The organism is Chryseobacterium sp. CS2K3, assembly GCF_059515185.1.
In genome coordinates this window covers 244,187-267,975 of record NZ_JCAKRW010000006.1, presented here as the reverse complement: position 1 = coordinate 267,975, position 23,789 = coordinate 244,187, and the positions used below count along the sequence as shown (strand labels likewise).

General features: G+C 34.9%; 25 protein-coding genes and 1 riboswitch. Of the genes, 17 read left to right on the top strand and 8 right to left on the bottom strand.

The window, feature by feature from the left end; translation table 11 throughout:
- The first annotated feature begins 58 nt into the window (after positions 1 to 58).
- From AC5YGG_RS12770 to ribB, 4 genes are all read left to right on the top strand, one after another.
- Positions 59 to 1,018, top strand: coding sequence for a DUF2157 domain-containing protein (locus AC5YGG_RS12770; RefSeq protein ID WP_496144851.1), 960 nt, complete (start codon positions 59 to 61; stop codon positions 1,016 to 1,018).
- Complete coding sequence (locus AC5YGG_RS12765) at positions 1,008 to 2,075, top strand: DUF4401 domain-containing protein (protein WP_496144850.1); 1,068 nt, start codon at positions 1,008 to 1,010, stop codon at positions 2,073 to 2,075. Before AC5YGG_RS12770 ends, AC5YGG_RS12765 begins: the two co-directional genes overlap by 11 nt.
- Positions 2,062 to 2,550, top strand: coding sequence for a GDYXXLXY domain-containing protein (locus AC5YGG_RS12760; RefSeq protein WP_496144849.1), 489 nt, complete (start codon positions 2,062 to 2,064; stop codon positions 2,548 to 2,550). The genes AC5YGG_RS12765 and AC5YGG_RS12760 overlap by 14 nt, the downstream gene beginning before the upstream one ends.
- 189 nt (positions 2,551 to 2,739) lie before the next feature.
- A riboswitch (FMN riboswitch) is annotated at positions 2,740 to 2,865 on the top strand.
- A 92-nt stretch (positions 2,866 to 2,957) separates the two neighbouring features.
- The gene (gene ribB, locus AC5YGG_RS12755) at positions 2,958 to 3,605 is read left to right on the top strand and encodes a 3,4-dihydroxy-2-butanone-4-phosphate synthase (RefSeq protein ID WP_496144848.1); all 648 of its coding nucleotides are present in this window, start codon (positions 2,958 to 2,960) and stop codon (positions 3,603 to 3,605) included.
- A gap of 74 nt (positions 3,606 to 3,679) precedes the next feature.
- On the opposite strand, the gene AC5YGG_RS12750 is transcribed toward ribB, so the two are convergent.
- Complete coding sequence (locus AC5YGG_RS12750) at positions 3,680 to 5,761, bottom strand: TonB-dependent receptor domain-containing protein (protein WP_496144847.1); 2,082 nt, start codon at positions 5,759 to 5,761, stop codon at positions 3,680 to 3,682.
- 180 nt (positions 5,762 to 5,941) lie between these two features.
- Here AC5YGG_RS12750 and AC5YGG_RS12745 point away from each other — a divergent pair, with 180 nt between their 5' ends.
- Entirely contained in the window at positions 5,942 to 6,694 is a 753-nt protein-coding gene (locus tag AC5YGG_RS12745) for a DUF3575 domain-containing protein (protein ID WP_496144846.1), read from the top strand.
- Positions 6,695 to 6,780: 86 nt separating this feature from the next.
- Positions 6,781 to 8,073, top strand: coding sequence for an MFS transporter (locus tag AC5YGG_RS12740; protein WP_496144845.1), 1,293 nt, complete (start codon positions 6,781 to 6,783; stop codon positions 8,071 to 8,073).
- A gap of 61 nt (positions 8,074 to 8,134) precedes the next feature.
- Here AC5YGG_RS12740 and AC5YGG_RS12735 read toward each other — a convergent pair whose 3' ends face one another.
- Positions 8,135 to 8,350, bottom strand: coding sequence for a hypothetical protein (locus AC5YGG_RS12735; RefSeq protein WP_065395223.1), 216 nt, complete (start codon positions 8,348 to 8,350; stop codon positions 8,135 to 8,137).
- 391 nt (positions 8,351 to 8,741) lie between these two features.
- Between AC5YGG_RS12735 and AC5YGG_RS12730 the strand changes: the two genes are divergently transcribed.
- The 5 genes from AC5YGG_RS12730 (at position 8,742) to AC5YGG_RS12710 (ending at position 11,711) form a co-directional block, all read left to right on the top strand.
- Positions 8,742 to 9,593, top strand: a complete 852-nt coding sequence (locus tag AC5YGG_RS12730; protein WP_496144844.1) for an alpha/beta fold hydrolase — start codon at positions 8,742 to 8,744, stop codon at positions 9,591 to 9,593.
- On the top strand, positions 9,593 to 10,063 hold the full coding sequence (locus AC5YGG_RS12725; RefSeq protein WP_496144843.1) for an RNA polymerase sigma factor: 471 nt from the start codon (positions 9,593 to 9,595) through the stop codon (positions 10,061 to 10,063). Before AC5YGG_RS12730 ends, AC5YGG_RS12725 begins: the two co-directional genes overlap by 1 nt.
- Positions 10,053 to 10,646 carry a hypothetical protein gene (locus AC5YGG_RS12720; protein ID WP_496144842.1) on the top strand — a complete coding sequence of 198 codons (594 nt, stop codon included), beginning with the start codon at positions 10,053 to 10,055 and terminating at the stop codon, positions 10,644 to 10,646. The genes AC5YGG_RS12725 and AC5YGG_RS12720 overlap by 11 nt, the downstream gene beginning before the upstream one ends.
- A complete protein-coding gene (locus AC5YGG_RS12715; RefSeq protein ID WP_496144841.1) occupies positions 10,643 to 11,266 on the top strand; it encodes a class I SAM-dependent methyltransferase in 624 nt (207 codons plus the stop codon). Before AC5YGG_RS12720 ends, AC5YGG_RS12715 begins: the two co-directional genes overlap by 4 nt.
- Before the next feature lie 103 nt (positions 11,267 to 11,369).
- The gene (locus AC5YGG_RS12710) at positions 11,370 to 11,711 is read left to right on the top strand and encodes an FEKKY domain-containing protein (protein ID WP_496144840.1); all 342 of its coding nucleotides are present in this window, start codon (positions 11,370 to 11,372) and stop codon (positions 11,709 to 11,711) included.
- Here the strand turns inward: AC5YGG_RS12710 and AC5YGG_RS12705 are convergent.
- The 3 genes from AC5YGG_RS12705 to truA all read right to left on the bottom strand — a co-directional run bounded on the left by AC5YGG_RS12705 (position 11,706) and on the right by truA (position 14,727).
- Positions 11,706 to 13,463: an ABC transporter ATP-binding protein gene (locus AC5YGG_RS12705; RefSeq protein WP_496144839.1), complete on the bottom strand. Its 1,758-nt coding sequence runs from the start codon at positions 13,461 to 13,463 to the stop codon at positions 11,706 to 11,708. The genes AC5YGG_RS12710 and AC5YGG_RS12705 overlap by 6 nt on opposite strands.
- Before the next feature lie 164 nt (positions 13,464 to 13,627).
- A complete protein-coding gene (locus AC5YGG_RS12700) occupies positions 13,628 to 13,972 on the bottom strand; it encodes a hypothetical protein (RefSeq protein WP_496144838.1) in 345 nt (114 codons plus the stop codon).
- Positions 13,973 to 13,995: 23 nt separating this feature from the next.
- Positions 13,996 to 14,727: a tRNA pseudouridine(38-40) synthase TruA gene (gene truA / locus AC5YGG_RS12695; protein WP_496144837.1), complete on the bottom strand. Its 732-nt coding sequence runs from the start codon at positions 14,725 to 14,727 to the stop codon at positions 13,996 to 13,998.
- A 109-nt stretch (positions 14,728 to 14,836) separates the two neighbouring features.
- Between truA and lpxK the strand changes: the two genes are divergently transcribed.
- The 6 genes from lpxK to AC5YGG_RS12665 all read left to right on the top strand — a co-directional run bounded on the left by lpxK (position 14,837) and on the right by AC5YGG_RS12665 (position 20,898).
- The gene (gene lpxK, locus AC5YGG_RS12690; RefSeq protein WP_496144836.1) at positions 14,837 to 15,862 is read left to right on the top strand and encodes a tetraacyldisaccharide 4'-kinase; all 1,026 of its coding nucleotides are present in this window, start codon (positions 14,837 to 14,839) and stop codon (positions 15,860 to 15,862) included.
- Positions 15,846 to 16,661 carry a purine-nucleoside phosphorylase gene (locus tag AC5YGG_RS12685; RefSeq protein WP_496144835.1) on the top strand — a complete coding sequence of 272 codons (816 nt, stop codon included), beginning with the start codon at positions 15,846 to 15,848 and terminating at the stop codon, positions 16,659 to 16,661. Before lpxK ends, AC5YGG_RS12685 begins: the two co-directional genes overlap by 17 nt.
- Before the next feature lie 486 nt (positions 16,662 to 17,147).
- A complete protein-coding gene (locus AC5YGG_RS12680) occupies positions 17,148 to 17,663 on the top strand; it encodes a TlpA family protein disulfide reductase (protein WP_496144834.1) in 516 nt (171 codons plus the stop codon).
- Between the two features lie 69 nt (positions 17,664 to 17,732).
- Complete coding sequence (locus tag AC5YGG_RS12675) at positions 17,733 to 18,188, top strand: GNAT family N-acetyltransferase (RefSeq protein WP_496144833.1); 456 nt, start codon at positions 17,733 to 17,735, stop codon at positions 18,186 to 18,188.
- Positions 18,189 to 18,284: 96 nt separating this feature from the next.
- Positions 18,285 to 19,382, top strand: coding sequence for a DNA polymerase IV (gene dinB, locus AC5YGG_RS12670; protein WP_496144832.1), 1,098 nt, complete (start codon positions 18,285 to 18,287; stop codon positions 19,380 to 19,382).
- A 43-nt stretch (positions 19,383 to 19,425) separates the two neighbouring features.
- Complete coding sequence (locus AC5YGG_RS12665; protein ID WP_496144831.1) at positions 19,426 to 20,898, top strand: alpha-amylase; 1,473 nt, start codon at positions 19,426 to 19,428, stop codon at positions 20,896 to 20,898.
- A gap of 55 nt (positions 20,899 to 20,953) precedes the next feature.
- On the opposite strand, the gene AC5YGG_RS12660 is transcribed toward AC5YGG_RS12665, so the two are convergent.
- The 3 genes from AC5YGG_RS12660 to AC5YGG_RS12650 form a co-directional block, all read right to left on the bottom strand.
- On the bottom strand, positions 20,954 to 21,121 hold the full coding sequence (locus AC5YGG_RS12660; RefSeq protein ID WP_496144830.1) for a hypothetical protein: 168 nt from the start codon (positions 21,119 to 21,121) through the stop codon (positions 20,954 to 20,956).
- Positions 21,122 to 21,225: 104 nt separating this feature from the next.
- Positions 21,226 to 22,569: a carboxylesterase family protein gene (locus tag AC5YGG_RS12655; protein ID WP_496144829.1), complete on the bottom strand. Its 1,344-nt coding sequence runs from the start codon at positions 22,567 to 22,569 to the stop codon at positions 21,226 to 21,228.
- A 279-nt stretch (positions 22,570 to 22,848) separates the two neighbouring features.
- On the bottom strand, positions 22,849 to 23,751 hold the full coding sequence (locus tag AC5YGG_RS12650; protein WP_496144828.1) for a helix-turn-helix domain-containing protein: 903 nt from the start codon (positions 23,749 to 23,751) through the stop codon (positions 22,849 to 22,851).
- Between the last annotated feature and the right edge of the window lie 38 nt (positions 23,752 to 23,789).

The following is a 23,789-nucleotide window of genomic DNA, read 5'->3' as shown; positions in this document are numbered from 1 at the left end:
GATCTTAATTATTAAAAATGTAGGAATAATCTACTTTAGAGATTTTTAACACAATTAAATGAAAAAATTACAACGAGAAGACATTCAGATTCTCAGCAAATACAGTGATTTACCCGAGAAAGATGTCAGTGAAATTCTTAACAGGAATATTTACAATCAAAAACCAGCATGGGAAAAATTCTTAAAGCTGTTTTTTATAAGTCTTGGAATAGGATTTTCCATATCAGGAATTATTTTTTTCTTTGCTTATAACTGGGCAGAGTTACCCAAATTTGCAAAAATAGGAGTAACGGAAGCATTAGTTATTGCGACAATCGCAGTTGCTTTGTTTCTCAAAATCAATAGTAATATTCGGAACATTATTCTTACGGGAGCATCAGCACTTGTAGGAGTTTTATTCGCAGTATTCGGACAGATTTACCAGACGGGAGCCAATGCTTATGATTTCTTTCTGGCATGGACTATCTTTATCACTCTTTGGGTCATTGTTGCTGATTTCGCTCCTTTATGGCTTATGTTTATAGCACTGGTGAACACTACACTGGTTTTGTATTCGCAACAAGTCGTTAAGGATTGGGATGGATTAATTGTCACGACTTTGCTTTTTGTTTTAAATACAGCAATCCTTATTGGCTCACATCTTCTTGCATATTATAAAAAATCTGTTCAGATTCCGAACTGGTTTTCCAATATTCTGTCATTGGCAATTGTCTGCATAGCAACTTTTGTAGTGTCTTTAGGAATTATAGACAGAGATACTTCAGCATCATTTTTTATTTTAAGTGTTCTCAGCATTATCATATACACATTAGGAATCTGGTACGGGCTGAAAACTAAAAACAGTTTTTATTTTGCTATTATTCCTTTCAGTATTGTCTTTATGATTTGCTCAGCATTATTTAGAGTGGCTGAAAATGAAGGAACATACCTTGTCGTTTCTTTATTTGTGATTGTAAGCATTACTCTTATCATTAAAAACCTGATGAACCTTCAAAAAAAATGGAAAAATGAGAAATAAAGAAGATATAAAAAAACTGCTGGATGAGCTTCAGGCAGGAAGTCAAAAAGAAATCCGCTTTGATGAAGATGCTATTTTTGCAGCCTATGAGGAGAAAAACTCCAACCACCAATCATTATCCATTAAAGTATTATCCATTTTTGGCGGGCTGTTAGCCTGTATTACCTTCCTGGCATTCATGTTCGCAGCTAATCTTTTTGCATCAGAAACAGGAATGGTTATAACCGGCTTTATCTGTATTGCAGGCTCTTCCCTTGTCAGCAGATTATCCAACAAAACAATTATGGATACTTTGAGTGTTACTTTTTTCATCACCGGATTTGCTTTGCTAGCTTTTGGTCTGGCTAAGGATGAGAATAGTATTTATATATCTTTTAGTATTCTGGCATTATGTACAATCCTATTTGTACAGAGTTATATCCTTTCTTTTATCTCCATATTGATCATCAATGGATGCATTGTGACATTTGCTATCAGCAATGATCTTAACACCCTGCTGCATATCATTATTGCTATTCAGGCTCTGTGTATTACATTTCTATTTTTACAGGAAGCAAAAATAATTACCGCAAAAAAAATATTTTCAAAACTCTATGATCCTATACGGACAGGGATGATGTTTTCATTCATCTTTACCCTTGCCACTTTAGGGATAAATCTTATCCGAAATTTTAATATTTCTTTCAACTGGATACCTTCTGTTGTTATTGTTCTTGCCATTCTTTATGTAGTTTCCCTTTTATTTAAAAAACTGGAAATTACCGATACAATCCATCAAGTTATAATCTATATTTCAACGGTTTCAATGCTATTACCCACTTTATTAACGCCAACCATATCAGGAGCAATTCTTATTCTTCTGTTAAGTTTTTTCGTTAATTATAAGACAGGATTTATACTATCCATCATTGCCCTTATTTACTTTATTGGTAAGTTTTACTATGATCTTCATTTTACCTTGCTGACAAAATCCATAATTCTCTTCGTTTCCGGGATTATCTTTTTGGCAATTTATTTCTTCACTCACAAAAAACTGACAGAAAATGAAAAAATATAAATGGTTTATCATACTTTTAAATTTAATCCTGCTGCTTGTCTATTTCAACTACTCAGTTGCAGAAAAAGAGACTTTACTGAAAAATGGGCAACCGATTTTATTAAAACTCGCACCCGTTGATCCCCGATCACTGATGCAGGGCGATTATATGAACCTGAGATATGATATTTCAAATAATATTAATGCAGAAAAAATTCCGAAACGAGGCTATTGCGTGGTAACACTTGATCCTAAAGGTGTTGCTCAATTTGTTCGTTTTCAAAAGGATTCGGCTCCATTAAAAACCGGAGAACATCTCATTAAGTATACTTCTCCCAACGAATGGAATATCAACATTGGTGCAGAATCTTTCTTTTTTCAGGAAGGACAAGCAGAAAAATACAGTAAAGCTGAATATGGCGGAATAAAAACAGATCAAGACGGAAACAGCCTTTTGATAGGATTGTATGATGAACAATTAAAGCAAATTAAATAAATTCATCATTTCCATTAAAATTTAAAACCTATACTGTAATCCATAGTATAGGTTTTCTTTATTTATTGATAAAAAAACATTGAAGACACTTCGCCATTTCAAAAAACTTCCCGAAATTAGCTGCCTGTGCATTAAATTTATTCAATGAAATAAAAATTTAAATCAAAACATACAGTAAAACTTAGTATAAGTTTTCTTCGGGGCAGGGTGAAATTCCCTACCGGCGGTTACAGTCCGCGACTCCTTTCTTTTGAAGGGACTGATTTGGTGAAATTCCAAAACCGACAGTTAAAGTCTGGATGGGAGAAGAAAATGAAACGAACAGTAAGATTCCTTATGGGCTCTTATTGTGGCGTATTTCATTTCCATGTACCGAAGACTATTTTAACTTTTAAAAGTAAAATAACATGGAAAAATTATTAGAACAATTCGGAGCAACCTCCAAAGAACGTGTAGAAAAAGCACTTTCAACTTTACAACAGGGAAAAGGTATTCTTTTAGTAGATGATGAGAACCGCGAAAACGAAGGTGACATCATCTTTCCCGCTTCCACTATTACAGAACAGGACATGGCACTTTTGATCCGCGAATGCAGCGGCATCGTTTGTTTATGTATTTCCGAGGAAAAAAGTAAGCATCTGAACTTACGTCCGATGGTGGAAAACAACAATTCAAAAAACCAGACCGCATTTACCATCTCTATTGAAGCTAAAGAAGGCGTAGAATCAGGAGTTTCTGCAAAGGATCGTGTAACGACAATCAGAACAGCTGTAGCAACAAATGCTCAGGCGGAGCATATTGCAAGCCCGGGACACGTTTTCCCTTTGATTGCTAAAAAAGATGGTGTCTTTGAAAGACGCGGGCACACTGAAGGAAGTGTAGATCTTGTAAAAATGGCAAACCTTGGTGATGATGCTGTCCTTTGCGAACTGACGAATGAAGACGGTTCTATGGCAAGATTACCGGAAATCGTAGACTTTGCCATCAAAAAAGGAATGAGCGTCGTTACTATCGAAGACATTTATGCTTACCGCAAAATGATTATGAGTAACTAGATATACAATAATTTAATGCACAGAAAAACCGCCCGATAGTTTCTATCGGGCGGTTTAATTTATGATCAGCTATTTTAAAAAGTAGCAGCCGGAGCCGTATCATTGTTCAGTTTTTTCTGAATTTCGGTTTTCTTTCCTTTAGAGAAATCATAGCTTAATCCTAATACAAACATAGATTTATTATTCATGATCTGGGTATGAACTCTATAATCTACCAAGCTTTCCGGTAAGCTTTTCGTTTTATACTCTGAAGGCATTCCCATCCAATACATTCCTGTGGAGAATGTCCAGTTTTTATGTTTATAGCTTACGAAAATATTGTTCTGATTTTCATTAGTATTGAGAAACGCTCCGCTAAGACTATAAGTTGGGATGTTAAACTGGTATTGAAGTGAAAACTTTTTATATTCGGAAGACAGGACAAAATAATTTCCCAGATAATTATTTTTAATCAATGCTCCGTTACTTGTCTTTACCATTTCGGAAGTAGGAATGATTACAGCTTTTACAACGAATAAATTATTTCCGAAAGGTTTATAAGAGCCTGTAAACTGTACTCCGTATCGCTGTCCGCTTTTCCCGTTTTCATAGGTTAAAGCATAGCCTCCTAAATCATCCAAAACATAATATTGATTGATTATTCTATCTGTGTACCGGTAAAATAAAGAGGCATTAAAGTCGAAATATTTATTATTAAAAGAATAAGTCAGATTATTGGAAAAAACCTGCTGAGATTTCAGAAAAGGATTTCCACGCTGCACAATATTTGGTGCCAGCTGTACTACATTAATGCTCAATGCATTACTCCACGGACTTACCGGAGTATAACTTCCTGTAAAACGAAGATTATGATTATTTTTCAGTTGATATCCAAGAACAATTTTTGGGGTGAATGTCCATTCATCAAAAACATTTTCAGCACTTTTATTATGAATATTGGTAAGCCCTGCCCCCAAACGATAAGTAAACTTGTCTGCCTTACCGGAAAATTCTGTGTAAAAATACTGTTCCAGATAAGTAACATTGTATTCTGAATGTCCGGCAAGGTTATTCAGATCATTGGAAATAGAAGATCTTGAAATACGATACCCTGACGATAGTTTCCCTGCCTTAAAATCATGAACATGAGCCAATTCTCCTACCAGACTCGTTTGTTTTGCTTTCAACATCATATCATTATCATATACAGAAAGCCCTGATGTGGTAATCCACTCTTTTGCAGTTTCAGAAGTATTTGTTGTATAGTGAGAACCCACAAGATTGATGCTCAGTTCATCTTTTTCGCCTATCTTTTTGGAATAATATAGATCCAGTTTAGGAATTATATAGTCTGAGCCGTTATTTTTAAACATTGAATGCTCTTCCTCCCAATTATTCTGTATAAAAGTACTTTGCCCGACACCCTTTGAAAATCTGCTGAAAATATCCATATTCAGTTTTGCCTGGAAAGCATAGTCATCAGGAACCATTCTTGTATATCGTAAGGCAATATTCTGAAAAGTATATCCAAAGTGATCTTTTCTATTTTCATCCGAACGGTAATGGTTTCCCTGGAGCTGATAGTCATAGATACTATTTACTCTTCTGTCATCATAATCTCTCAGATTCAAAGAATATTCAAGACCGAAATTATTTTTTCCTTTAGTGTAGTTGGCATAAGCTGAACCATTGATAAATCCTGTATTCAACGCTGAAAAAATTTCTGTTCCAAAAACATATCCTGTTTCTGTAGATCTTGTGAGAATATTAACCACTGTATCAGCTCTCGTTGCCCACCTTGCCGGCGGAATATCATAATATTCCACTTTGATGACTTCACCTGGTGCCACACTTCTAATCTGTAAATCTGTTGCCTCTACCCCATTAATCAGAAACAATATAGTTCCCCCTTTTGTGCTGGTAATGGTATTTCCCACCGGGTCCAGTTGCAATTCCGGAAGAGTACGCAGTAGATCCTTTGCATAGCGTGCCCGCTCCAAAGCTTCTTTGTCAAAAGTATATACTGACTTATCTGCAAATTGTTTTTTTCGCTGTGCCTTTAGAATTACTTCCTGAATCTCTTTTGTGTTTGAAACCTCAGCTGTATCAATCTTCGCCTCCTGCGCCAACATAAAAGAACCGCAAAGGATGAACATGGTATATATAGTTTTTTTCATATTAGCAAAGAATTATACCTTTATGACAATCAATCCCTGAAATCCATTACATCGAATTTTATTTTAACAGTAAAAGCTTTTTATTATTAAGTATAAAAATATTTCACCATTATCTAAATTATTATGTTAAATTCAGCCCGTTTTTTGCTACTCCTTTTTTACACCCCAAAATATAAGATTATGAAAAAAATAATCGTATTTATTCCATGCCTGCTATTTTCAATAGTGAGAGCCCAGGAAAATCAGGAAATTTCCTCTGAAAAGATGAATATTATTAAGACGAATGTTACCGCTTATGCATTCAGGAATATTAATTTGTCTTATGAACGTGCCATTAATCAATGGTTTTCCGTGAATATAGGTTTCGGGACGATGCCGGAAGGAAAAGTTCCCTTTATCAATGCTTTTCTGAAAGATAAAGATGAAAAGAGATTTGAAAATTTAAGAGTAAAAGCTACCAATTTCACAATTGAGCCAAGGTTTTATATTGGAAAAGGCTATGGTAAAGGATTTTATTTTGCTCCTTACTACCGCTATTCGGATGTTTCTTCCAATACTTTTGATTTCTATTATGATTATAACGGACCGAATGGCACCACTTATCAAATACCTCTTAAAGATCAGGGAAATACCAACGGAAACAGTGGCGGCTTGATGGTAGGTGTACAGTTTTTTCTTACCCGAAGTCAAAACCTTGTGCTGGATTTTTGGATTGCAGGCGCACATTACGGAAGTGGAAAAGGTGATTTTACAATGACTTCCGATTATGTACTTACACCTGATATGCAGTCACAATTAAAAAAAGAGATCGAAAATCTGGATATTCCGTTTGTAAAATATACTGTGGAAACCAATTCCAATGGCGCGAAAATAAAAGTGGATGGTCCTTGGGCAGGCTTCAGAAGCGGGCTTTCTTTGGGATATAGATTTTAAAATTATTGTCATTTATTTATAATAATCTTTAGATTGATGGTCAATTCTGAAAATTTGTATCTTCAGCAGCGCAATATATTAAAACTATGAACTCATCTTCCATCACCACAGGTCAAAGAATTAAAGCCATTGTGGGCGGATCTGTCGGCAATCTTGTAGAATGGTATGACTGGTATGCCTATGCAGCATTTGCAATCTACTTTTCCCATTCATTCTTTCCGGATTCTGATTTGAATGCACAGCTGATGAATACTGCCGGAATATTTGCCGTCGGATTTCTCATGCGTCCAATCGGAGGATGGATGTTCGGGAGTATTGCTGATAAGATTGGAAGAAAAAGGGCGATGACCCTTTCCGTTTTGCTGATGTCTTTTGGTTCATTGCTTATTGCTTTAACTCCAACTTATAAATCCATCGGTATACTTGCCCCGCTTATATTACTTTTGGCTAGGCTTCTTCAAGGATTAAGTGTGGGCGGAGAATATGGTGTATCCGCTACTTACCTCAGCGAAATGGCAACGCAGGACAGAAGAGGGTTTTATTCCAGCTTTCAGTATGTGACATTAATTGGCGGGCAGCTTATCGCTCTGGGAATTCAGCTTATTTTGCAGAAATTGCTATTAACGGAAGCTCAGCTGGAGGATTGGGGATGGAGAATTCCATTTGTAATAGGAGCTCTTCTCTCTGTTATTGCTTTATATTTGAGGGCTAATCTTCATGAAACAGAAGCTTTTGAGAACAAAAAGAAGGTAGATGAAAAGAAAAAAGGAACGGTAAAAGAACTTTTAAAACATCCTAAAGCTTTACTTACCGTAGTAGGATTAACGTTAGGCGGTACATTGGCGTTTTATACCTATACAACCTATATGCAGAAATTCCTGGTGAATACTGTTCATCTTACCAAGGAAGAATCTACCTTGATCTCATTTATCACTTTATTTATTTTTGCCTGTCTTCAACCTGTATTTGGAGGATTGTCCGACAGAATCGGGAGGCGTCCGCTACTTCTTGGATTCGGTATTCTTGGAACGCTGTGCACAGTTCCCCTTCTGACTGCACTGAGTACGACCACTTCCATGTGGAGTGCATTTTTACTTATCATGGCAGCATTGATCATTGTAAGCGGTTATACTTCCATCAATGCAGTGGTAAAGGCAGAGCTTTTTCCTTCTGAGATCAGAGCACTTGGTGTAGGATTACCGTATGCTATTACAGTAGCCATTTTTGGAGGAACGGCAGAATATATTGCACTTTGGTTTAAAAATATCGGATCAGAAGAATACTTTTATTGGTATATTACGGGGTGTATATTATTTTCTCTTATCGTTTATCTCAGCATGAAGGACACTAAAAAGACCTCAACATTGGATAATGATTAAAATTTATAATATTAGTTCAAAAAAATATGCGCCGCAGATTCTCTGCGGCGCATATTATATTTTAATGATAAGCTTGTTTAAATTTTTCTATCATACTGTCCAGATTATGACGCTGAACATATACGCTCTTTACCTCTTCATACCTTGGAGATTTATAGAAAACTTCATGAAAATCCATACTTCCGTTTCCTACTTTTACCACTCTCTGTACTTCGATATTCAACTTCTTCAATTCGTCTTTAAAGACTTTAAATTCATCTTGGATATTATTGCTCATTTATATTGTTGGATTTAATTAAAAAAATATTATTCACACCGGACACCCTTATGATACCAGGGGTACCTCTGAAATTCTGATTAAAGTTAATAAATTTATCAATATCAACATAACACTTTAATATCATTTTATCACTTTTTTTACAAATACTAAGATTATTTTAAAATATCAATACACATTTCGTATTTTTAATCTTACAGAAAATTCTAAAATGAACATGGATATCAGGAATCATCAACTTTATGACTAATATTTTTTTTTACCGTTTTACCTTTACCACAAAGGGTTTGAAGGAATAGAGAATTTTTTTTCAAAAAAAAGCAAAGTAAAGTGTAACATTTTCAAGAGGTTCGTCTCTAAAAGACAAATAAACCTTAAAACTTTAGAAATCATGAAAAAATTTACATTCCTTCTTATCATTATGCTATTTTTTGCTGCTGCATGCAATATATTTGGACAGACAACGACCTATCCTTTTGAAGTTAAAAAAAGCGGTAAAGGAAAACAATCATTGATTTTTATTCCCGGTTTTGCTTCTTCTGGCGATGTATGGAATGAGACTACTGCTCAATTCGAAAAAGATTTCACATGCTACACTTTAACCATGGCAGGATTTGCAGGAACGAAACCTGAGGATAATCCTAGCTTTAAAGATTGGGAAAAAGGAATTGCAAATTATATAAAAGACAATAAAATTGAAAAGCCAATTATCATCGGACACAGCATGGGTGGTGGTTTTGCGCTTACTCTTGCTGCAGATTATCCTGAACTGATAGGTAAAATTGTTATTGTTGATACTCTTCCATGCCTCGCCGCAATTTCTAACCCTGATTTTATCTCCAAGGAAAACAACGACTGTTCTTCTACAGTGAATAAATTTGCAGCAATGCCGGATGATCAGTTTCGTCAGATGCAAACTCAATCAATTCCACGTCTTTTGGCTGACACTTCCATGCAAAATACAGTTATTGAATGGAGCATGAAATCAGATCGAAAAACATTTGCAAAAATGTATTGTGATTTTTCCAATACTGATCTTAGAGAGAAAATCAAAAATATACAGTGTCCTTCTCTTATCCTTCTTGAATCTTATTTTGTATTCATGAAACCGGCAATTGAAGCACAATATAAAAACCTTAAAAATGCCAATCTTCAATATTCAACTAAAGGACTTCATTTCATTATGTATGATGATAAAGAATGGTATTTAGGTCAGTTAAATAAATTCTTATCTGCTAAGTAATGGTATTTGAGGATATATATGAGCTTTACTGGCAGAAGATATTCCGTTTGTGCATGGGATATGTGAATGATGCCGAACTGGCTCAGGATCTGGCTCAGGAAACTTTTATCATTGTCTGGCAGCAACTCCCGAAATTCAGGAATGAATCAGGCATCGGAACCTGGATCTTCAGAATTGCCTCCAACAATTGTCTCCGGCAAATTGAAAAAGAAAAAAGGTTTGCAAAAACTGATCTTCCCATCAATCTTGAAGAAAAAAAACAGGAATCTATGGAACCTCAGATACAAATGCTGTATCAGTTTATTTCTGAACTCCCGGAAACAGACAGAATTATCATTTCTCTGGAGCTGGAAGAGGTAAAACAAGCGGAGATTGCCCAGATCGTAGGGCTTTCAGAGTCTAATATCAGAGTGAAAATTCATAGGATAAAAGAAAAATTAACACAAAAATTTAAACACAATGGATACTAATATAGATTTCAAAAATATCTGGAAACAGCAAACTTCCAACAAACCGGATTTAAAGGAACTTCTTGGGAAGCTTAAAACATTCAAGAATGAAAATTTACGTAAAATCATCATCATGAATATTTTACTGATTGCAACCTCTTTAGGAATTGCTTTTATATGGTACCACTACCAACCTCAGCTGATTACAACAAAAATGGGTATTGTACTGGTAATTTTAGCAATGATAATTTTTCTTCTTGCTTATAATAAACTGTTTATGATATTTTATAAAATCGATAATACCCAGTCTAATAGTGAATATCTTCAAAGTTTATACCTAGTAAAAAACAAACAGAAATTTATGCAGACCACCATGCTCAATCTCTATTTTATTATGCTATTTCTGGGTATATGTTTTTATATGTATGAATATACTTCCCTTATGACACCTACTTTTGCTGTTATTGCTTATGGCGCCACATTTTTATGGATTGCTTTCAACTGGTTTTACATAAGACCTAAAACCATCAGAAAACAACAGGAGAAAATTAACGGATTAATTAATAAATTTGAAATAATAAATAATCAGTTAAAAGACTTATGAATTCTTCCGAAAATAAAAACCATTGGGAAAATGTATATGACACAAAAACTCCCGACCAGGTAAGCTGGACACAGGAAAAGCCTGCTACATCACTGGATTTCATACATTCTTCCGGATTGGGAAAACAGGCAAAAATCATCGATATAGGCGGGGGCGACAGTAATCTGGTAGATTTTCTTCTTGAGGAAGGATATGAAAACATTACCGTACTTGATATTTCTGCCAAAGCTTTGGAAAGGGCAAAAAAAAGACTGGGAGATTCCGCTCAAAAAGTAAAGTGGATTGCTACAGATATTACAGCATTTGAACCCACTGAAACTTATGACATCTGGCATGACAGAGCTGCATTTCATTTTTTAACGACTTCTGAGCAGGTTTCAAAATATATAGATATTGCTCAAAAATATGTCAACGAATTTATGATTCTCGGTACTTTTTCTACAAACGGTCCTACAAAATGCAGTGGGCTGGAAATCAAACAATACGATGAAGAATCGTTATCTGAAAATTTCAGTTCCGGTTTTGAAAAAATAAAATGCATTACTGAGGATCATACCACTCCTTTTAATACTGTTCAGAATTTTGTATTCTGTAGCTTTAAAAAGATAAAAAAGCAGTAGCTAATAAGATTCCGATAATAAAAAAGAGAGCTTGTGCTCTCTTTTTTATTTATTGATTTAACTTCTTTATTTTTTTCTTATCAGACTTAAAAATTAATACACCATGAAAAACTGCAAATTACTTCTTATCATCGCCATCTCCTTTTCAGGATTCGTTTCTGCACAGAAAACCAATGAAATTGTTATTCTTACTCAGCAAAAAGGTAAGAAACATGAAATAAAAGAAGAAAATATTCCTCATTTCATTCAATTTGGGATCATGTCAAAAAGCCATGAAGAATTCCGAAAAAAATATCAGACAGGCATAGTGTATCAAAACTGTGTAATAAGTCCGGAAATTTCAAAGCAGGCTTCAGAAAATAATCTTGCCATTGCCAAAATTCTTACTGAGAAATATGGTGATACCTGGAAAAATGATCTTGGGTTTATTCCTTATGGATTATGATCTTTTCTCCTCTTCCATTTCCACTTCATGACGCAGCTGAGCTTTGTAAAGAGTAGAATAATATCCGTTCTTGTCTAAAAGCTCAAGGTGCTTCCCTTCTTCCACAATTTTACCATGCTCCATAACAATAATCTTATCCGCCTTTTCAATCGTGGAAAGTCTGTGGGCAATGATAATAGATGTTCTGTTTTTGGTAATTTTTTCTGTTGCTCTCTGAATCAGTTTTTCACTTTCATGGTCAATAGAAGAAGTTGCCTCATCCAAAATCAGAATTTTCGGATCGGATAAATAAGCTCTAAGGAAAGATAGTAACTGTCTTTGCCCCAAAGAGATTGATGAACCCCTTTCACTTACAACATAATCATAGCCGCCAGGCAGCTGTTCTATAAACTGATCTACTTCAATTTCTTTAGCACCTGCTTTTATTTTATCAAGAGTAATTGTATCATCCCCGAAAGAAAGGTTTTCAAAAATACTTCCATGGAAAAGGAATACATCCTGTAATACCACCCCAATATGACTTCTCAGATTATAAAGTTCATAATCCTTTAAATTTACATCATCGATAAGTATATTCCCGGAATTGATATCATAAAGTCTTGTGATCAAACTGATAATGGTAGATTTCCCGGCACCTGTAGCCCCTACAATGGCAACGGTTTCTCCAGGATTTACCTTAAAGTCAATTCCTTTCAGTACTTCCTGCTTTTCGTCATAAGCAAAATGTACTTTCTGGAATTCTATTTTACCGGCAAAGTGGTCTTTTTTCACCGTACCTGTATTCGGCATCGAAATTTCTTCATCCATTAATCCCAATACTCTTTCCGCTCCTACAATACCTCTCTGGATATTATTAAAACGGTCTGCAATCTGTCTCAAAGGACGAATTAACATTGAAATATATTGAATAAAGGCAATAACAACTCCGGCACTGATTGTAATATATCCGCCATAAAACAGGATAAACCCTATAAACAGTGATGAAATAAGTTCTACAACAGGAAAAAACAAGGAAAAGATAAATACAGTTCTCAATAAAGCTCCTTTCAAAGTAATATTGATCTCATCAAACTTCTTGAATTCCGAATCCTGCCTGTTAAAAACCTGAATAATAGACATTCCTGCCAACCTTTCCTGTACAAAAGAGTTTTGGGTAGCCGTCCAGTTTCTTTCGTCACCAAAAGCTTTTTTAAGTCTCTTCTGGAAAAACCTTGTGATCACTACCATTAAAGGCAATATTGCCAGTGTAATATAACTCAGGTGAACATTGGTGCTGAACATCATTACCAATACAAAGACAATTCTCAGAATGTCCCCAAAAACCATCAGAAAACCATCTGTATAAACAGTAGCAATAGTTTCCACATCTCCTACAGCACGGGTTACCAATTGCCCGATAGGGGTTTTATCAAAAAATGATGTTTTAAAATAAATCAATTTAGAGTATAATCTCTCCCTGATATCTCTGATTACGTTTTGAGAGATAAAGTTCGAAAAATAGACTAAAAAGAAGTTAAGAACAGTTTCTGCAAACACTAATCCCACCAAAATATAGATATGCTTCATCATCAAAGCTTTATCCTGTAGCTTGGTGATGTCATTATCCACTACTTCCATGGTAAGATATGGTCTGTAAGTAGAAACTATTGAAAGTATCACGGAAATTATTAAAGTAAGGATGAACCAGGAACGAAATTTCATTCCAATAAAGAACAGCCTTTTTACAATCCCCCAGGTATCTTGTTTTTTCATTATACGAATTGAAGAAAAAGAATTAAAATTCTATGCAAAAATAAGACTTTATAAATTCTCAGCCTTTACAACTTCTGCAAATCATTATAGAAAATTTAAGATACCTATCATTTACAAAATGAATATCTTTCATCTGTGAAGCACTCTTATCACTTGTAAAACTGCTAATCTTCTGAAATTTCCCCGATATGCTGTATGTCAATTGAAGGTTTATGAAGCTTCTCTCTCTTAAGTTTTCTGGAAAGCACTTCATAAACAGCCCAAACTGCTACAAGAGAAATCAACCAGCTTACAATATTCACCGCTGAAAATCCCGTGTAATTTACATTGTCCAAAGATTCAGGATGGATGGAACCCAAATAAAACCCATAAGAAAGTCCTAAAATAACCTGAGTTCCTAAATAAACACCTATGGCAAGAAGCCCGAAATGCCACTTTACTTTTCCAAATCTTTCTGCTAATTGTGCATAATATCGGTAAGCACCGATAAGAATAATAATTGATAACATGATTATAGTTTTTTAGTTTTTTATTAGAATTCGTAGCCTACATCCACAAGATACAATCCGTGGGCAGGAGCAGAAGTTCCGGCAGCATTACGATTTTTATCTTGAATAACGGTATGCATATCCTCCGGCTTCAGTTTTCCTGTACCGATCTCTACCATTGTTCCTACAATTGCCCGAACCATATTTCTTAGAAAACGATTGGCAGAAACCGTAAATTTAAGCTCTGTCCCATTCTGTTCCCATTCCGCTTTGTACATTTTGCAGATATTGGTCTTGTTATCGGTTTTTAATTTCGCAAAACTTGTAAAGTCTTCATACTCAAACAAGATCTTACATGCTTCATTCATTTTGTCAATATCCAGCGGTCTTTTCCAGTGTTGCCATGCAGATTCCTGGGTAAATGGATTTTTTGACAAGGAAATATAATATTCATACGTTCTGTACGTTGCATCAAAACGTGCATGAAAATCATCTTTCACCTTAAAAATCCTTTCGATAGAAATATCCGGAGGCAGAAAACTGTTCAGTCTGCGTGGAAGCTCATCGCTAATTTCCTTTTCCGTATCGAAATGGGCAAATATTTTCTTGGCATGAACCCCGGTATCCGTTCTTCCGGCACCGGTAGTTTTAATCTCTTCTCTTAAAATTGTGGAAAGCGCTTTTTCCAGTTCTTCCTGCACGGAAATAGCGTCCGGCTGTATCTGGTAGCCGAAATAATTCTTCCCGTTGTAAGAAAATTCAATAAAGTATCTCAAAGTATTATAATAACTCCACAAAAATACTTTAAATTAACGAAATATTTATTGAAAAGTCTTTGATAATATTACATTGAATCCTTATGAAAATTCCTATTTTTGCAATCGTATGAAAAGATGGTACCTTTATCCTTTTTCCCTTGGTTATCATTTGGTAACGGGTATCCGAAACACAATGTATGATTGGGGAATTTTTAAGTCGACAAAATTTAAGACACCGATAATCAATGTCGGAAACCTTTCTGTGGGCGGAAGCGGAAAATCACCAATGGTGATGTACCTTGCCCAATATCTATCCAAACATTATAGAACCGGAGTACTTTCACGTGGCTACGGAAGGCTGACTAAAGGGTACGAAGTGACCAATTATGACAGCAACTATAAAATGGTGGGCGACGAAGCAATGCAGCTTTTTGAACGTTTCAAAAATCGTTTTGTAATTGCCGTTTCAGAAGAACGTGTTCCCGGAGCAAAAAAAGTAATTGAAGATATGGATCTGGAAGTTCTTGTTTTGGATGATGCGATGCAACACAGAGCTATCAAACCCGGATTCAATATTTTGATGACTGATTTTAATGACCCTTTCTTCAAAGATTATCTTCTTCCCGCCGGAGATCTTAGAGAGTCCAGATCAGGTTATAAAAGAGCTAATATTATCATGGTCAGCAAATGTCCTGATGAACTGACAGAGGAAACTAAAAGGTATTATATTTCAAGAATCAGACCTGCATACAACCAGAAAGTATTCTTTTCATCCATTGGATATGACGAAAATGTATACGGAAAAGATAAAATGCTTCCGGATAACAATCTGAACTATTATGATATTTTACTGATCACGGGAATTGCCAATCCTAAACCGCTTTTGGAACATCTGGCAAAATTCTCAAAAAGAGTAAAGCATTTAAAATTCAGAGATCATCATAATTTTACGGATGATGATATTAAAAAAATCCTTGCTGAGTATAAAAAATTAGGAGAATATAAGCTGATATTAACCACAGAGAAAGATTATGTTCGTCTGAAAACTTTTGACTATCTTAGAGAAATTGTTTACTACTGGCCGATCAATGTCATCATTGATAAAAAGGAAGAATTCAATCAAATCATCTTAGATTATGTTAGAAAAAATTAAAGAGACAGCTGATTTTATCAAAAATATTATTCAGGAAACTCCTGATTTTGCTGTTGTTTTAGGATCCGGACTTGGAAAATTGCAGAATGAAGTAGAACCGATCCACGTTTTAGAATACAAAGATATTCCTAACTTTCCGCAAACCACAGTTGTAGGTCACACCGGAAAACTTATCTACGGAATTCTGGAAGGAAAAAAAGTCTTAATGATGAGTGGGCGCTTTCATTACTATGAAGGACATTCCATGGAAACAGTAACTTTCCCGATCAGAGTTTTCCATGTATTGGGAATCAAAAATTTAATTCTTTCCAATGCCTGTGGCGGAGTAAATCCTGCTTATAAAATTGCGGACATTGTTATTTTAAAGGATCACATCAATATGATGCCTGAACATCCGCTTCGAGGTAAAAACATTGATGAACTCGGACCACGTTTTGTGGATATGAGTGAACCTTACAACAAAAAGATGATCGTTGCAGCAGAAAAAGTAGCTTCGGAACAAAATATAAACATCCATCAGGGAATTTACGTTGCTTTACAGGGTCCCACCTTTGAAACTCCAGCCGAATACGGAATGATTAAAGCTATTGGTGGCGACATGGTAGGAATGAGCACCGTTCCAGAAGTTATTGTTGCAAAACACATGGGAATGGATGTATTCTGTATGTCTGTCATTACAGATCTTGGAGGACCAGATATTGCTTTTGCCGTTTCCCACGAAGAGGTATTAAATGCTGCAAACAAAGCTATGCCGAACGTGATCACAGTTGTAAAAGGATTGATTAAAAACTATCAATAGAAAACATTCGTTTTAATCATAAAATAGAGGTTAAACACTATTATATATATTGCCACGAATGCACGAATAAATAAAAAATCCGTGCATTCGTGGCAATAAAATTTCTTGGAAGAAAACCCGATCATTATACAACCTCGTTTTAATCACAAAAGACTTTAAACACCTTTGTATATATCGCTACGAATGCACTAATAAAATAAAAATCCGTGTATTCGTAGCAATAAAATATCTCGGATGAAAACCCGCTCACTCAACATCTATAATAACATCGTTTTAATCACAAAAAGACTTTAAACACTATTATATATATTGCCACGAATGCACGAATAAATAAAAATCCGTGCATTCGTGGCAATAAAATATCTCGGACAATATTTAAACTACATCCATAGAAAATTTCAATAATATAAATTTTTACCAATTCATAAAAAATCAATCTAAGATTGCAAAGCATTGTTTAGATTTGTATAAATGAAATTGTAAGAAATGAAAAAGTTATTATTAATATTTATGGTAGGATTATTTGGCTTAAGCTATTCTCAAAAGATCCCTACTGTTCTTAAAACCGGTTTTTCCAAAGAAGCTCTGAATCAAAAACTGGAAGATGAAGACGGAAAAGCAATTACAATCCAGCAGATTCTTGATCAGCATAAAGGAAAAGTTTTAGTTATTGATTTCTGGGCGGGATGGTGTAGAGACTGTTTACAGGCACTTCCAAAAGCCGAAATTTTAGAAAAAAACAATCCCAATGTAGACTTTGTGTTTCTTTCTTTGGAAAGATCTAAAGAAGGATTTGATAAAAGTCTTGTCCGATTTAATATGAAGGATAAAGACAATTATTGGTTTGCATCCGGATGGAAAAATGACTTTAATAATTATATTGATCTGAACTGGATTCCAAGATATATGATTATTGATCAGAAATCGTCTATTGCAAAATATTATGCTATTTCTCCAGAAGATCCTGAAATTCAGCAGACCATAGACAATCTTTTAAAATAATTTTCCATAACAAAATACAATAAGCACTTAGATCAAGTGCTTAAATTTTATCTATATTAATATATTACCATGATCACAAGAGAAGCCACAGAGCAGGATTTAAAAATTCTTTTAGAATTTGAACAGGGAATTGTCACTGCAGAAAGACCTTTCAACAGTACACTTATTGATGGGGAAATTCATTATTATGATCTGAGTCATTTTATCAAATCTCCGGATGCCACTTTAATTGTTGTAGAAGATAATAATGAAATTGTCGCGTCCGGCTACGCATTAATCAAAGAAACTGAAAAGGATTATTATAATTTTAAAAACTATGCTTACCTCGGATTTATGTTTGTAAAACCTGAGTACAGAGGAAAGGGAATTAATAAAACCATTACCGATGAACTTATACATTGGGCAAAATCAAGAAATATTTCAGAAGTAAGACTGGATGTATACGCACAAAACGAGTCTGCTATCAAAGCCTATGAAAAAGCTGGTTTTGAACCTTTACTCCTTACAATGAGATTGAAAAATTAAATGAGGCATGAGTCAGAAAAAGAATATTCTTTTCATCAGCTTCTTCTTCATTCTATAAAAAATTTATCGTAAATAAAGGAATCCATATCTTTGTATATGGATTTTTCTTTGCCCCTTCGTAAAATTATTCATGTAGATATGGATGCATTCTATGCTTCCGTAGAACAGCATGATAATCCTACATTGAAAGGAAAGGCAATTGCTGTTGGCGGTCAGCACAGAGGTGTGGTAGCCGCAGCCAGTTATGAAGCCAGAAAATTTGGAGTCCGCTCTGCTATGCCTAGTAAAACAGCAAAAGAAAGATGCCCTGATCTGATCTTTGTTCCGCCACGTTTTGCCCGATATAAAGAGATTTCTAAACAGATTCGTGAGATTTTCTATGAGTATACTGATTTGGTAGAACCATTATCTTTAGATGAAGCATATCTGGATGTCACTGAAAATAAAAAAGGCATTGAATCTGCCAACCTGATTGCCAGAGAGATTCGTCAGAAGATATTTGAACAAACAGGCTTAACTGCTTCCGCCGGGATTTCTGTAAATAAGTTTCTGGCAAAAGTAGCTTCTGATATTAATAAGCCTAATGGGCAAAAAACTATTCATCCTGATAAAGTGGAAAGTTTCCTTGAAGAATTACCTGTGGAAAAGTTTTATGGTGTTGGAAAAGTTACGGCTAACAAAATGTTTAGTTTAGGAATTTATAAAGGAAAAGATTTAAAGAAAAGGTCATTAGAAGATCTGGTAAGAATTTTTGGAAAATCGGGACAACATTATTACAATGTGGTACGCGGTATTCACACTTCCGAAGTTAAACCTCATCGCATTCAGAAAAGTGTGGCAGTGGAAAGAACATTCTTTGAAGATCTTTTCGATGAACAGCAAATCAATGAAAAACTGGAAAGCCTGAGCGAGGAACTTCATCAACGTTTGCAGAAAAATAATATTCTTGGAAGAACTTTAACTTTGAAAATTAAATACAAAGATTTCTCTCTTTTCACAAGAAGTATCACACGGGAAGAATATTTTAATTCTCCTGATCAATATTTGAATACAGGTAAAAAACTTTGGGAACTCCGCCCTTTTGATAAGGCTGTGCGCTTGCTGGGATTGTCTCTTTCTCATCTTAATACAGAAGAAAAAAAACTGGTTTCCGTTCAACTAAAAATACCGTTTAAAGAATTCGAAAATTTATAGGTCATATTTTTTTGCTAACTTGTCTTCACCAAATCAGCAAACTATGAACCCAACAATAATTCAATTTTTCCACTGGTATTCTGAAGGAGACGGTAAATTGTGGAATGATGCCCAAAAACAAGCCAGATATTTGGCTAAACTCGGGATTACTTCTGTATGGTTTCCACCTGCCTACAAGGGAACCAATGGCAAATATTCGGTAGGTTATGACGCTTATGACCTTTATGACCTCGGAGAATTCGATCAGAAAGGAACTACAGCTACCCGATACGGGACTAAAAGCGAGTATTTAAAAGCCATCAAAGCCTTAAAAAAACAAAATATAGAAATCATTGTAGATATAGTATTGGGGCATAAAGCAGGTGGTGATGAGCTGGAAAAGTTCAAAGCCGTAAAAGTGGATGAAAATAACAGGGAAAAAGTTATTTCTGATGTTCTTGAAATAGAATCTTATACTAAGTTTACGTTTCCAGGAAGAGGAAAAAAATATTCTGATTTCGAATGGAATTTTACCTGTTTCAGCGGTGTAGACTACGCTGAAGGAATGGATTCTCATATTTATAAAATACAATCTGAATATGGTGATGACTGGGAAGAAATGATTGACGATGAGAAAGGAAATTATGACTACCTGATGTATAATGATATTGAACATCGGAATCCTTTTGTACGGGAAGAGCTCAATAATTGGGCAATGTGGTATTTTGATCAGACTGATTTTGACGGGGTCCGACTGGATGCTTTAAAACATATTTCTTTTGATTTTTATAAAGAATGGCTTACCCTACTCCGCTCCAATACCGGAAAAAATATTTTTGCAGTAGGTGAATATTGGGCTCCGGGATATCTTAATCTACTTCAGAAATATATTGAAGTGACGGAAGGTTGTATGAGCCTTTTCGACAGTTCATTACAGAATAACTTTCATAATGCGTCAAAAGAAGGGGCTTCTTATGATTTACGAAGAATTTTTGATGAAACCCTTACCCAGGCAGATCCGATGCATTCTGTAAGTTTGGTAGCCAATCATGATACACAGCCGCTTCAGGATCTTGAAGCACCCGTCGAGTCATGGTTTAAGCCAATTGCCTATGCTTTAATCCTACTTAGAAAAGACGGTTATCCATGTGTTTTTTATCCTGATTTGTATGGTGCTCATTATATTGATAAAGACAGGGCTGGAAACGACCAGGAAATCTTTATGCCGAAAGTGGATGGTATTGAAGAGCTTTTAAAAGCCAGAAAAGAGTATGCCTATGGAGAACAGCAAGACTATTTTGAAGATGCCAATTGCCTGGGATGGGTTCGTACAGGAGATGATCAACATTCCGGATGCGCCGTTGTTCTGAGTAATAAAGATGCTTACAATAAACCTATGGAGGTAGGAAAAAATTATTCAGGAAAAAAATTTAAAGATTTATTGAAAAGGTTTAAAAATAAAGTAACCATTGACGAAAATGGTTGGGGAGACTTCCCTGTTCCTGCCGGAAATGTGAGTGTCTGGATCCCTGAATAAAAAAATAAAAGCGTACATCATTGATATACGCTTATTTTTTTATCATACCGAAAGGTTAGCATTTAATACCTCGGCAGTTCCAAAGATCCATTGCCCATTCACAGCAATAATTATCTTCGTTATAAAAACAGCATATTCTGTCTCTGATGATGATTCCTCCTTGTAAGTGTTTAAGTTCCTCTCTGGCAACTTTTCTTGCGTTTTGAAATTTTTGGGTTTTCATAGTTTAATGTTTTAGAATTTGGTTTTATAAATATAATAAAAAAACTTCATAAAACACATAATTAACTATAATACAGTAAATTAAAATAACTAAATTTATTAAAACTACACCAAGATTTTCTTTATAGTTAAAATTTCAGGTCGTTCAGATTGATCTGAGATTTTTCCGGTTCTGGCAAACTCTGCCCAAAGTGCTCTAAGTTTTTTACCATGCTCATGAATATTTTTCCAAGGAATATCTTTTAACAATTCCGAAGATTTCCAGGCTTCTTCATTTCCAAAGATCAAGGGAAGATCTATACAATGAGGTGCCCCGATATGGTTGTCTTTTAATCTTGAATGTATTCTGAATAAATACACATTTCCTCTACCTTTTGCATGATTTTCTGCAAATATTTTAGCAGGATTTCCATAGATGAGATCAGTAGTTTTTTCAACTGTTTTATCCAAAATCTTTAATCCCCATCCTTTTCCAAAGTATTTGTTTAAGGCTTCTGAGGTTTTGAGGTAAAATGCGGTTTCATCATTATTCAATCCGATTAAAACATCATATTTTCTCGCATTCTCTTTCCATTTTCCTACGGATTCTTCTTCGTTGCATAAAGGAGGGAAACCATATTGAGTGCCAAAAGGCATTGCAGCTTTCAATCCATATTTCATGATAGACGGAACAAATTGTCCATAGTCATCCATCATTTTATAAACATCTGTTTCATCTTTAATGATTTCTGTTTTCTTCAAAAATTCAGCAGACATTTTCTGTCTTTTATGACGTAATCCCAATGGTGCACTTTGAATAATCACTCTTTGAAATAGACCATAAACCCCTTCAGAGATCATCAAATGGGCTATAGCATCTCCACCGGAAGACTGACCAAGCATTGTAATATTATCTGCATCTCCACCAAAGTCTTCAATATGAGTTTTGATCCATTGTAAAGCTTCAATCATGTCAAACAACCCCAAATTCGGAGGTCTTTTCTCATTCCCACCCAGAAAACCAAAGAGTCCTAATCGATAGGAAACAGCTACCACAATAATATCCTGTTCTTTTACCCATTCGGCAGGATCTGCAGTAGATAAATCTCCACATCCGATTTCATGTGAGCCGCCATGAATCCATACTACAACAGGAAGTTTTACATTTTTAGTAAAATTTTCAGGACGGGTTATAGAAAGATATTGAGTAGACTCATCTGGCTCAAATTCTTCAACTGGTGTTACACCAATCATTTTTTCAACCAACGGCCTAAGTTTTTGTGGACAAACCGGAGTTTTATCCGGAAAAGGAATATCTGCCCCGGAATATTCTACAGGAAGAGGTTTCTGAAACCTTTCGGAGCGGGCATAACGAAGACTTTTTGCCTTGATCACACCGTCTTCTTTTAATGCTATAACTTTCCCGAAGCTGGTATTGAAAATATAGGTTTCTTTGTGCTGTGGCTTCATATCAAATGTTGATAACTTTTACCACTAAAGATAATTCTGTTTTTTGAGAATAAAAAATTTAACTTGTCTTTAATACTCATGTATTCACTAATTTTTATAAGTAAAATTTGAAAAATTGGGGTTAAACACTCTATAAAATTCGTGCATTCGTGGCTTCTGTTTTTTTGCCACGGATGCACGAATCCTTTTTTATGTATATTTTTAATATTAATGAATTTGTTGTTTTAAAGGATAATTTGTGATCCTTGTGAAAAATAGTTGTGGGAGCTCTCGTTAAAATCAATTCAGGATTTTGTACTCACTTGGTGAAACTCCTACTTTAGTTTTGAACAGTCTTGTAAAATGCTGTGGATACTTGAATCCTAAGTCATAAGAAATTTCACTTATCGATTTTCCATGATCTAAAATCTGTTCTTTAGCAACATCAATAAGCTTATTGTGGATGAATTCCTGAGGAGAAATTCCCAGTTCTTTTTTAATAAGATCACCAAAATAATTTGCTGAGAGATTTAATTTTTCCGCAAAGTAATTGACCATTGGAAAACCTATATTCTTGGGATTGTCGGATTTGAAATAATCATCAACCAGATTTTCGAATTTGCCTATAATCCCCTGATTTATATGATCTCTTGTGATAAACTGACGGTCATAGAAACGCATGCAATAGTTCAGGAAGAGTTCAATATTATTTACAATTAATGATTTACTATGTTTATCAATGGATTGCTCCAGCTCAAGTTTTATATTTTTAAAACATTCAAGGATAATTTCTCTTTCTTTTTCTGAAAGATGCAACGCTTCGTGTACCTCATAGGAAAAAAAGTTGTACTCTTTTATATTTTTCCCAAGATTGGTTCCTTTTAAGAGATCAGGGTGAAAGATCAAAGCAAAGCCTGCGGGTTGAATATAATTTCCATTATTATAAATTCCATAGGTCTGACCCGGTGCAATAAATACCAATGTTCCTTCCTGATAATCATAGCTGTGTTTTCCGTATTGCATATCTCCACACATTACATCTTTAAGAAAAACGGTATAAAAACCAAATGTTCTCCTGTATTGACAAACAGGTGCCGATTTGGAAAAATCAATAACACTTACCAACGGATGCAGTGTTTCATGATTTACCATTTTATTATATTCTGAGACGCTGTTATAGATTTCAACCTCCTGATTTTCCATGAAGTATATTTTTATGATTCAAAATTACCAATTTCCTT

What these genes read in the sequence shown, in the direction of transcription:
- ribB (WP_496144848.1), top strand. Translation starts at nt 2,958, where the DNA reads ATGGAAAAATTATTAGAACAATTCGGAGCAACCTCCAAAGAACGTGTA.
- AC5YGG_RS12650 (WP_496144828.1), bottom strand. Translation starts at nt 23,751, where the DNA reads ATGGAAAATCAGGAGGTTGAAATCTATAACAGCGTCTCAGAATATAAT.
- AC5YGG_RS12700 (WP_496144838.1), bottom strand. Translation starts at nt 13,972, where the DNA reads ATGTTATCAATTATTATTCTTATCGGTGCTTACCGATATTATGCACAA.
- AC5YGG_RS12760 (WP_496144849.1), top strand. Translation starts at nt 2,062, where the DNA reads ATGAAAAAATATAAATGGTTTATCATACTTTTAAATTTAATCCTGCTG.
- AC5YGG_RS12765 (WP_496144850.1), top strand. Translation starts at nt 1,008, where the DNA reads ATGAGAAATAAAGAAGATATAAAAAAACTGCTGGATGAGCTTCAGGCA.
- AC5YGG_RS12735 (WP_065395223.1), bottom strand. Translation starts at nt 8,350, where the DNA reads ATGAGCAATAATATCCAAGATGAATTTAAAGTCTTTAAAGACGAATTG.
- AC5YGG_RS12715 (WP_496144841.1), top strand. Translation starts at nt 10,643, where the DNA reads ATGAATTCTTCCGAAAATAAAAACCATTGGGAAAATGTATATGACACA.
- AC5YGG_RS12705 (WP_496144839.1), bottom strand. Translation starts at nt 13,463, where the DNA reads ATGAAAAAACAAGATACCTGGGGGATTGTAAAAAGGCTGTTCTTTATT.
- AC5YGG_RS12675 (WP_496144833.1), top strand. Translation starts at nt 17,733, where the DNA reads ATGATCACAAGAGAAGCCACAGAGCAGGATTTAAAAATTCTTTTAGAA.
- AC5YGG_RS12710 (WP_496144840.1), top strand. Translation starts at nt 11,370, where the DNA reads ATGAAAAACTGCAAATTACTTCTTATCATCGCCATCTCCTTTTCAGGA.
- AC5YGG_RS12685 (WP_496144835.1), top strand. Translation starts at nt 15,846, where the DNA reads ATGTTAGAAAAAATTAAAGAGACAGCTGATTTTATCAAAAATATTATT.
- AC5YGG_RS12720 (WP_496144842.1), top strand. Translation starts at nt 10,053, where the DNA reads ATGGATACTAATATAGATTTCAAAAATATCTGGAAACAGCAAACTTCC.
- AC5YGG_RS12770 (WP_496144851.1), top strand. Translation starts at nt 59, where the DNA reads ATGAAAAAATTACAACGAGAAGACATTCAGATTCTCAGCAAATACAGT.
- AC5YGG_RS12745 (WP_496144846.1), top strand. Translation starts at nt 5,942, where the DNA reads ATGAAAAAAATAATCGTATTTATTCCATGCCTGCTATTTTCAATAGTG.
- AC5YGG_RS12750 (WP_496144847.1), bottom strand. Translation starts at nt 5,761, where the DNA reads ATGAAAAAAACTATATATACCATGTTCATCCTTTGCGGTTCTTTTATG.
- AC5YGG_RS12680 (WP_496144834.1), top strand. Translation starts at nt 17,148, where the DNA reads ATGAAAAAGTTATTATTAATATTTATGGTAGGATTATTTGGCTTAAGC.
- lpxK (WP_496144836.1), top strand. Translation starts at nt 14,837, where the DNA reads ATGAAAAGATGGTACCTTTATCCTTTTTCCCTTGGTTATCATTTGGTA.
- AC5YGG_RS12665 (WP_496144831.1), top strand. Translation starts at nt 19,426, where the DNA reads ATGAACCCAACAATAATTCAATTTTTCCACTGGTATTCTGAAGGAGAC.
- AC5YGG_RS12655 (WP_496144829.1), bottom strand. Translation starts at nt 22,569, where the DNA reads ATGAAGCCACAGCACAAAGAAACCTATATTTTCAATACCAGCTTCGGG.
- AC5YGG_RS12660 (WP_496144830.1), bottom strand. Translation starts at nt 21,121, where the DNA reads ATGAAAACCCAAAAATTTCAAAACGCAAGAAAAGTTGCCAGAGAGGAA.
- dinB (WP_496144832.1), top strand. Translation starts at nt 18,285, where the DNA reads ATGGATTTTTCTTTGCCCCTTCGTAAAATTATTCATGTAGATATGGAT.
- AC5YGG_RS12725 (WP_496144843.1), top strand. Translation starts at nt 9,593, where the DNA reads ATGGTATTTGAGGATATATATGAGCTTTACTGGCAGAAGATATTCCGT.
- AC5YGG_RS12740 (WP_496144845.1), top strand. Translation starts at nt 6,781, where the DNA reads ATGAACTCATCTTCCATCACCACAGGTCAAAGAATTAAAGCCATTGTG.
- AC5YGG_RS12730 (WP_496144844.1), top strand. Translation starts at nt 8,742, where the DNA reads ATGAAAAAATTTACATTCCTTCTTATCATTATGCTATTTTTTGCTGCT.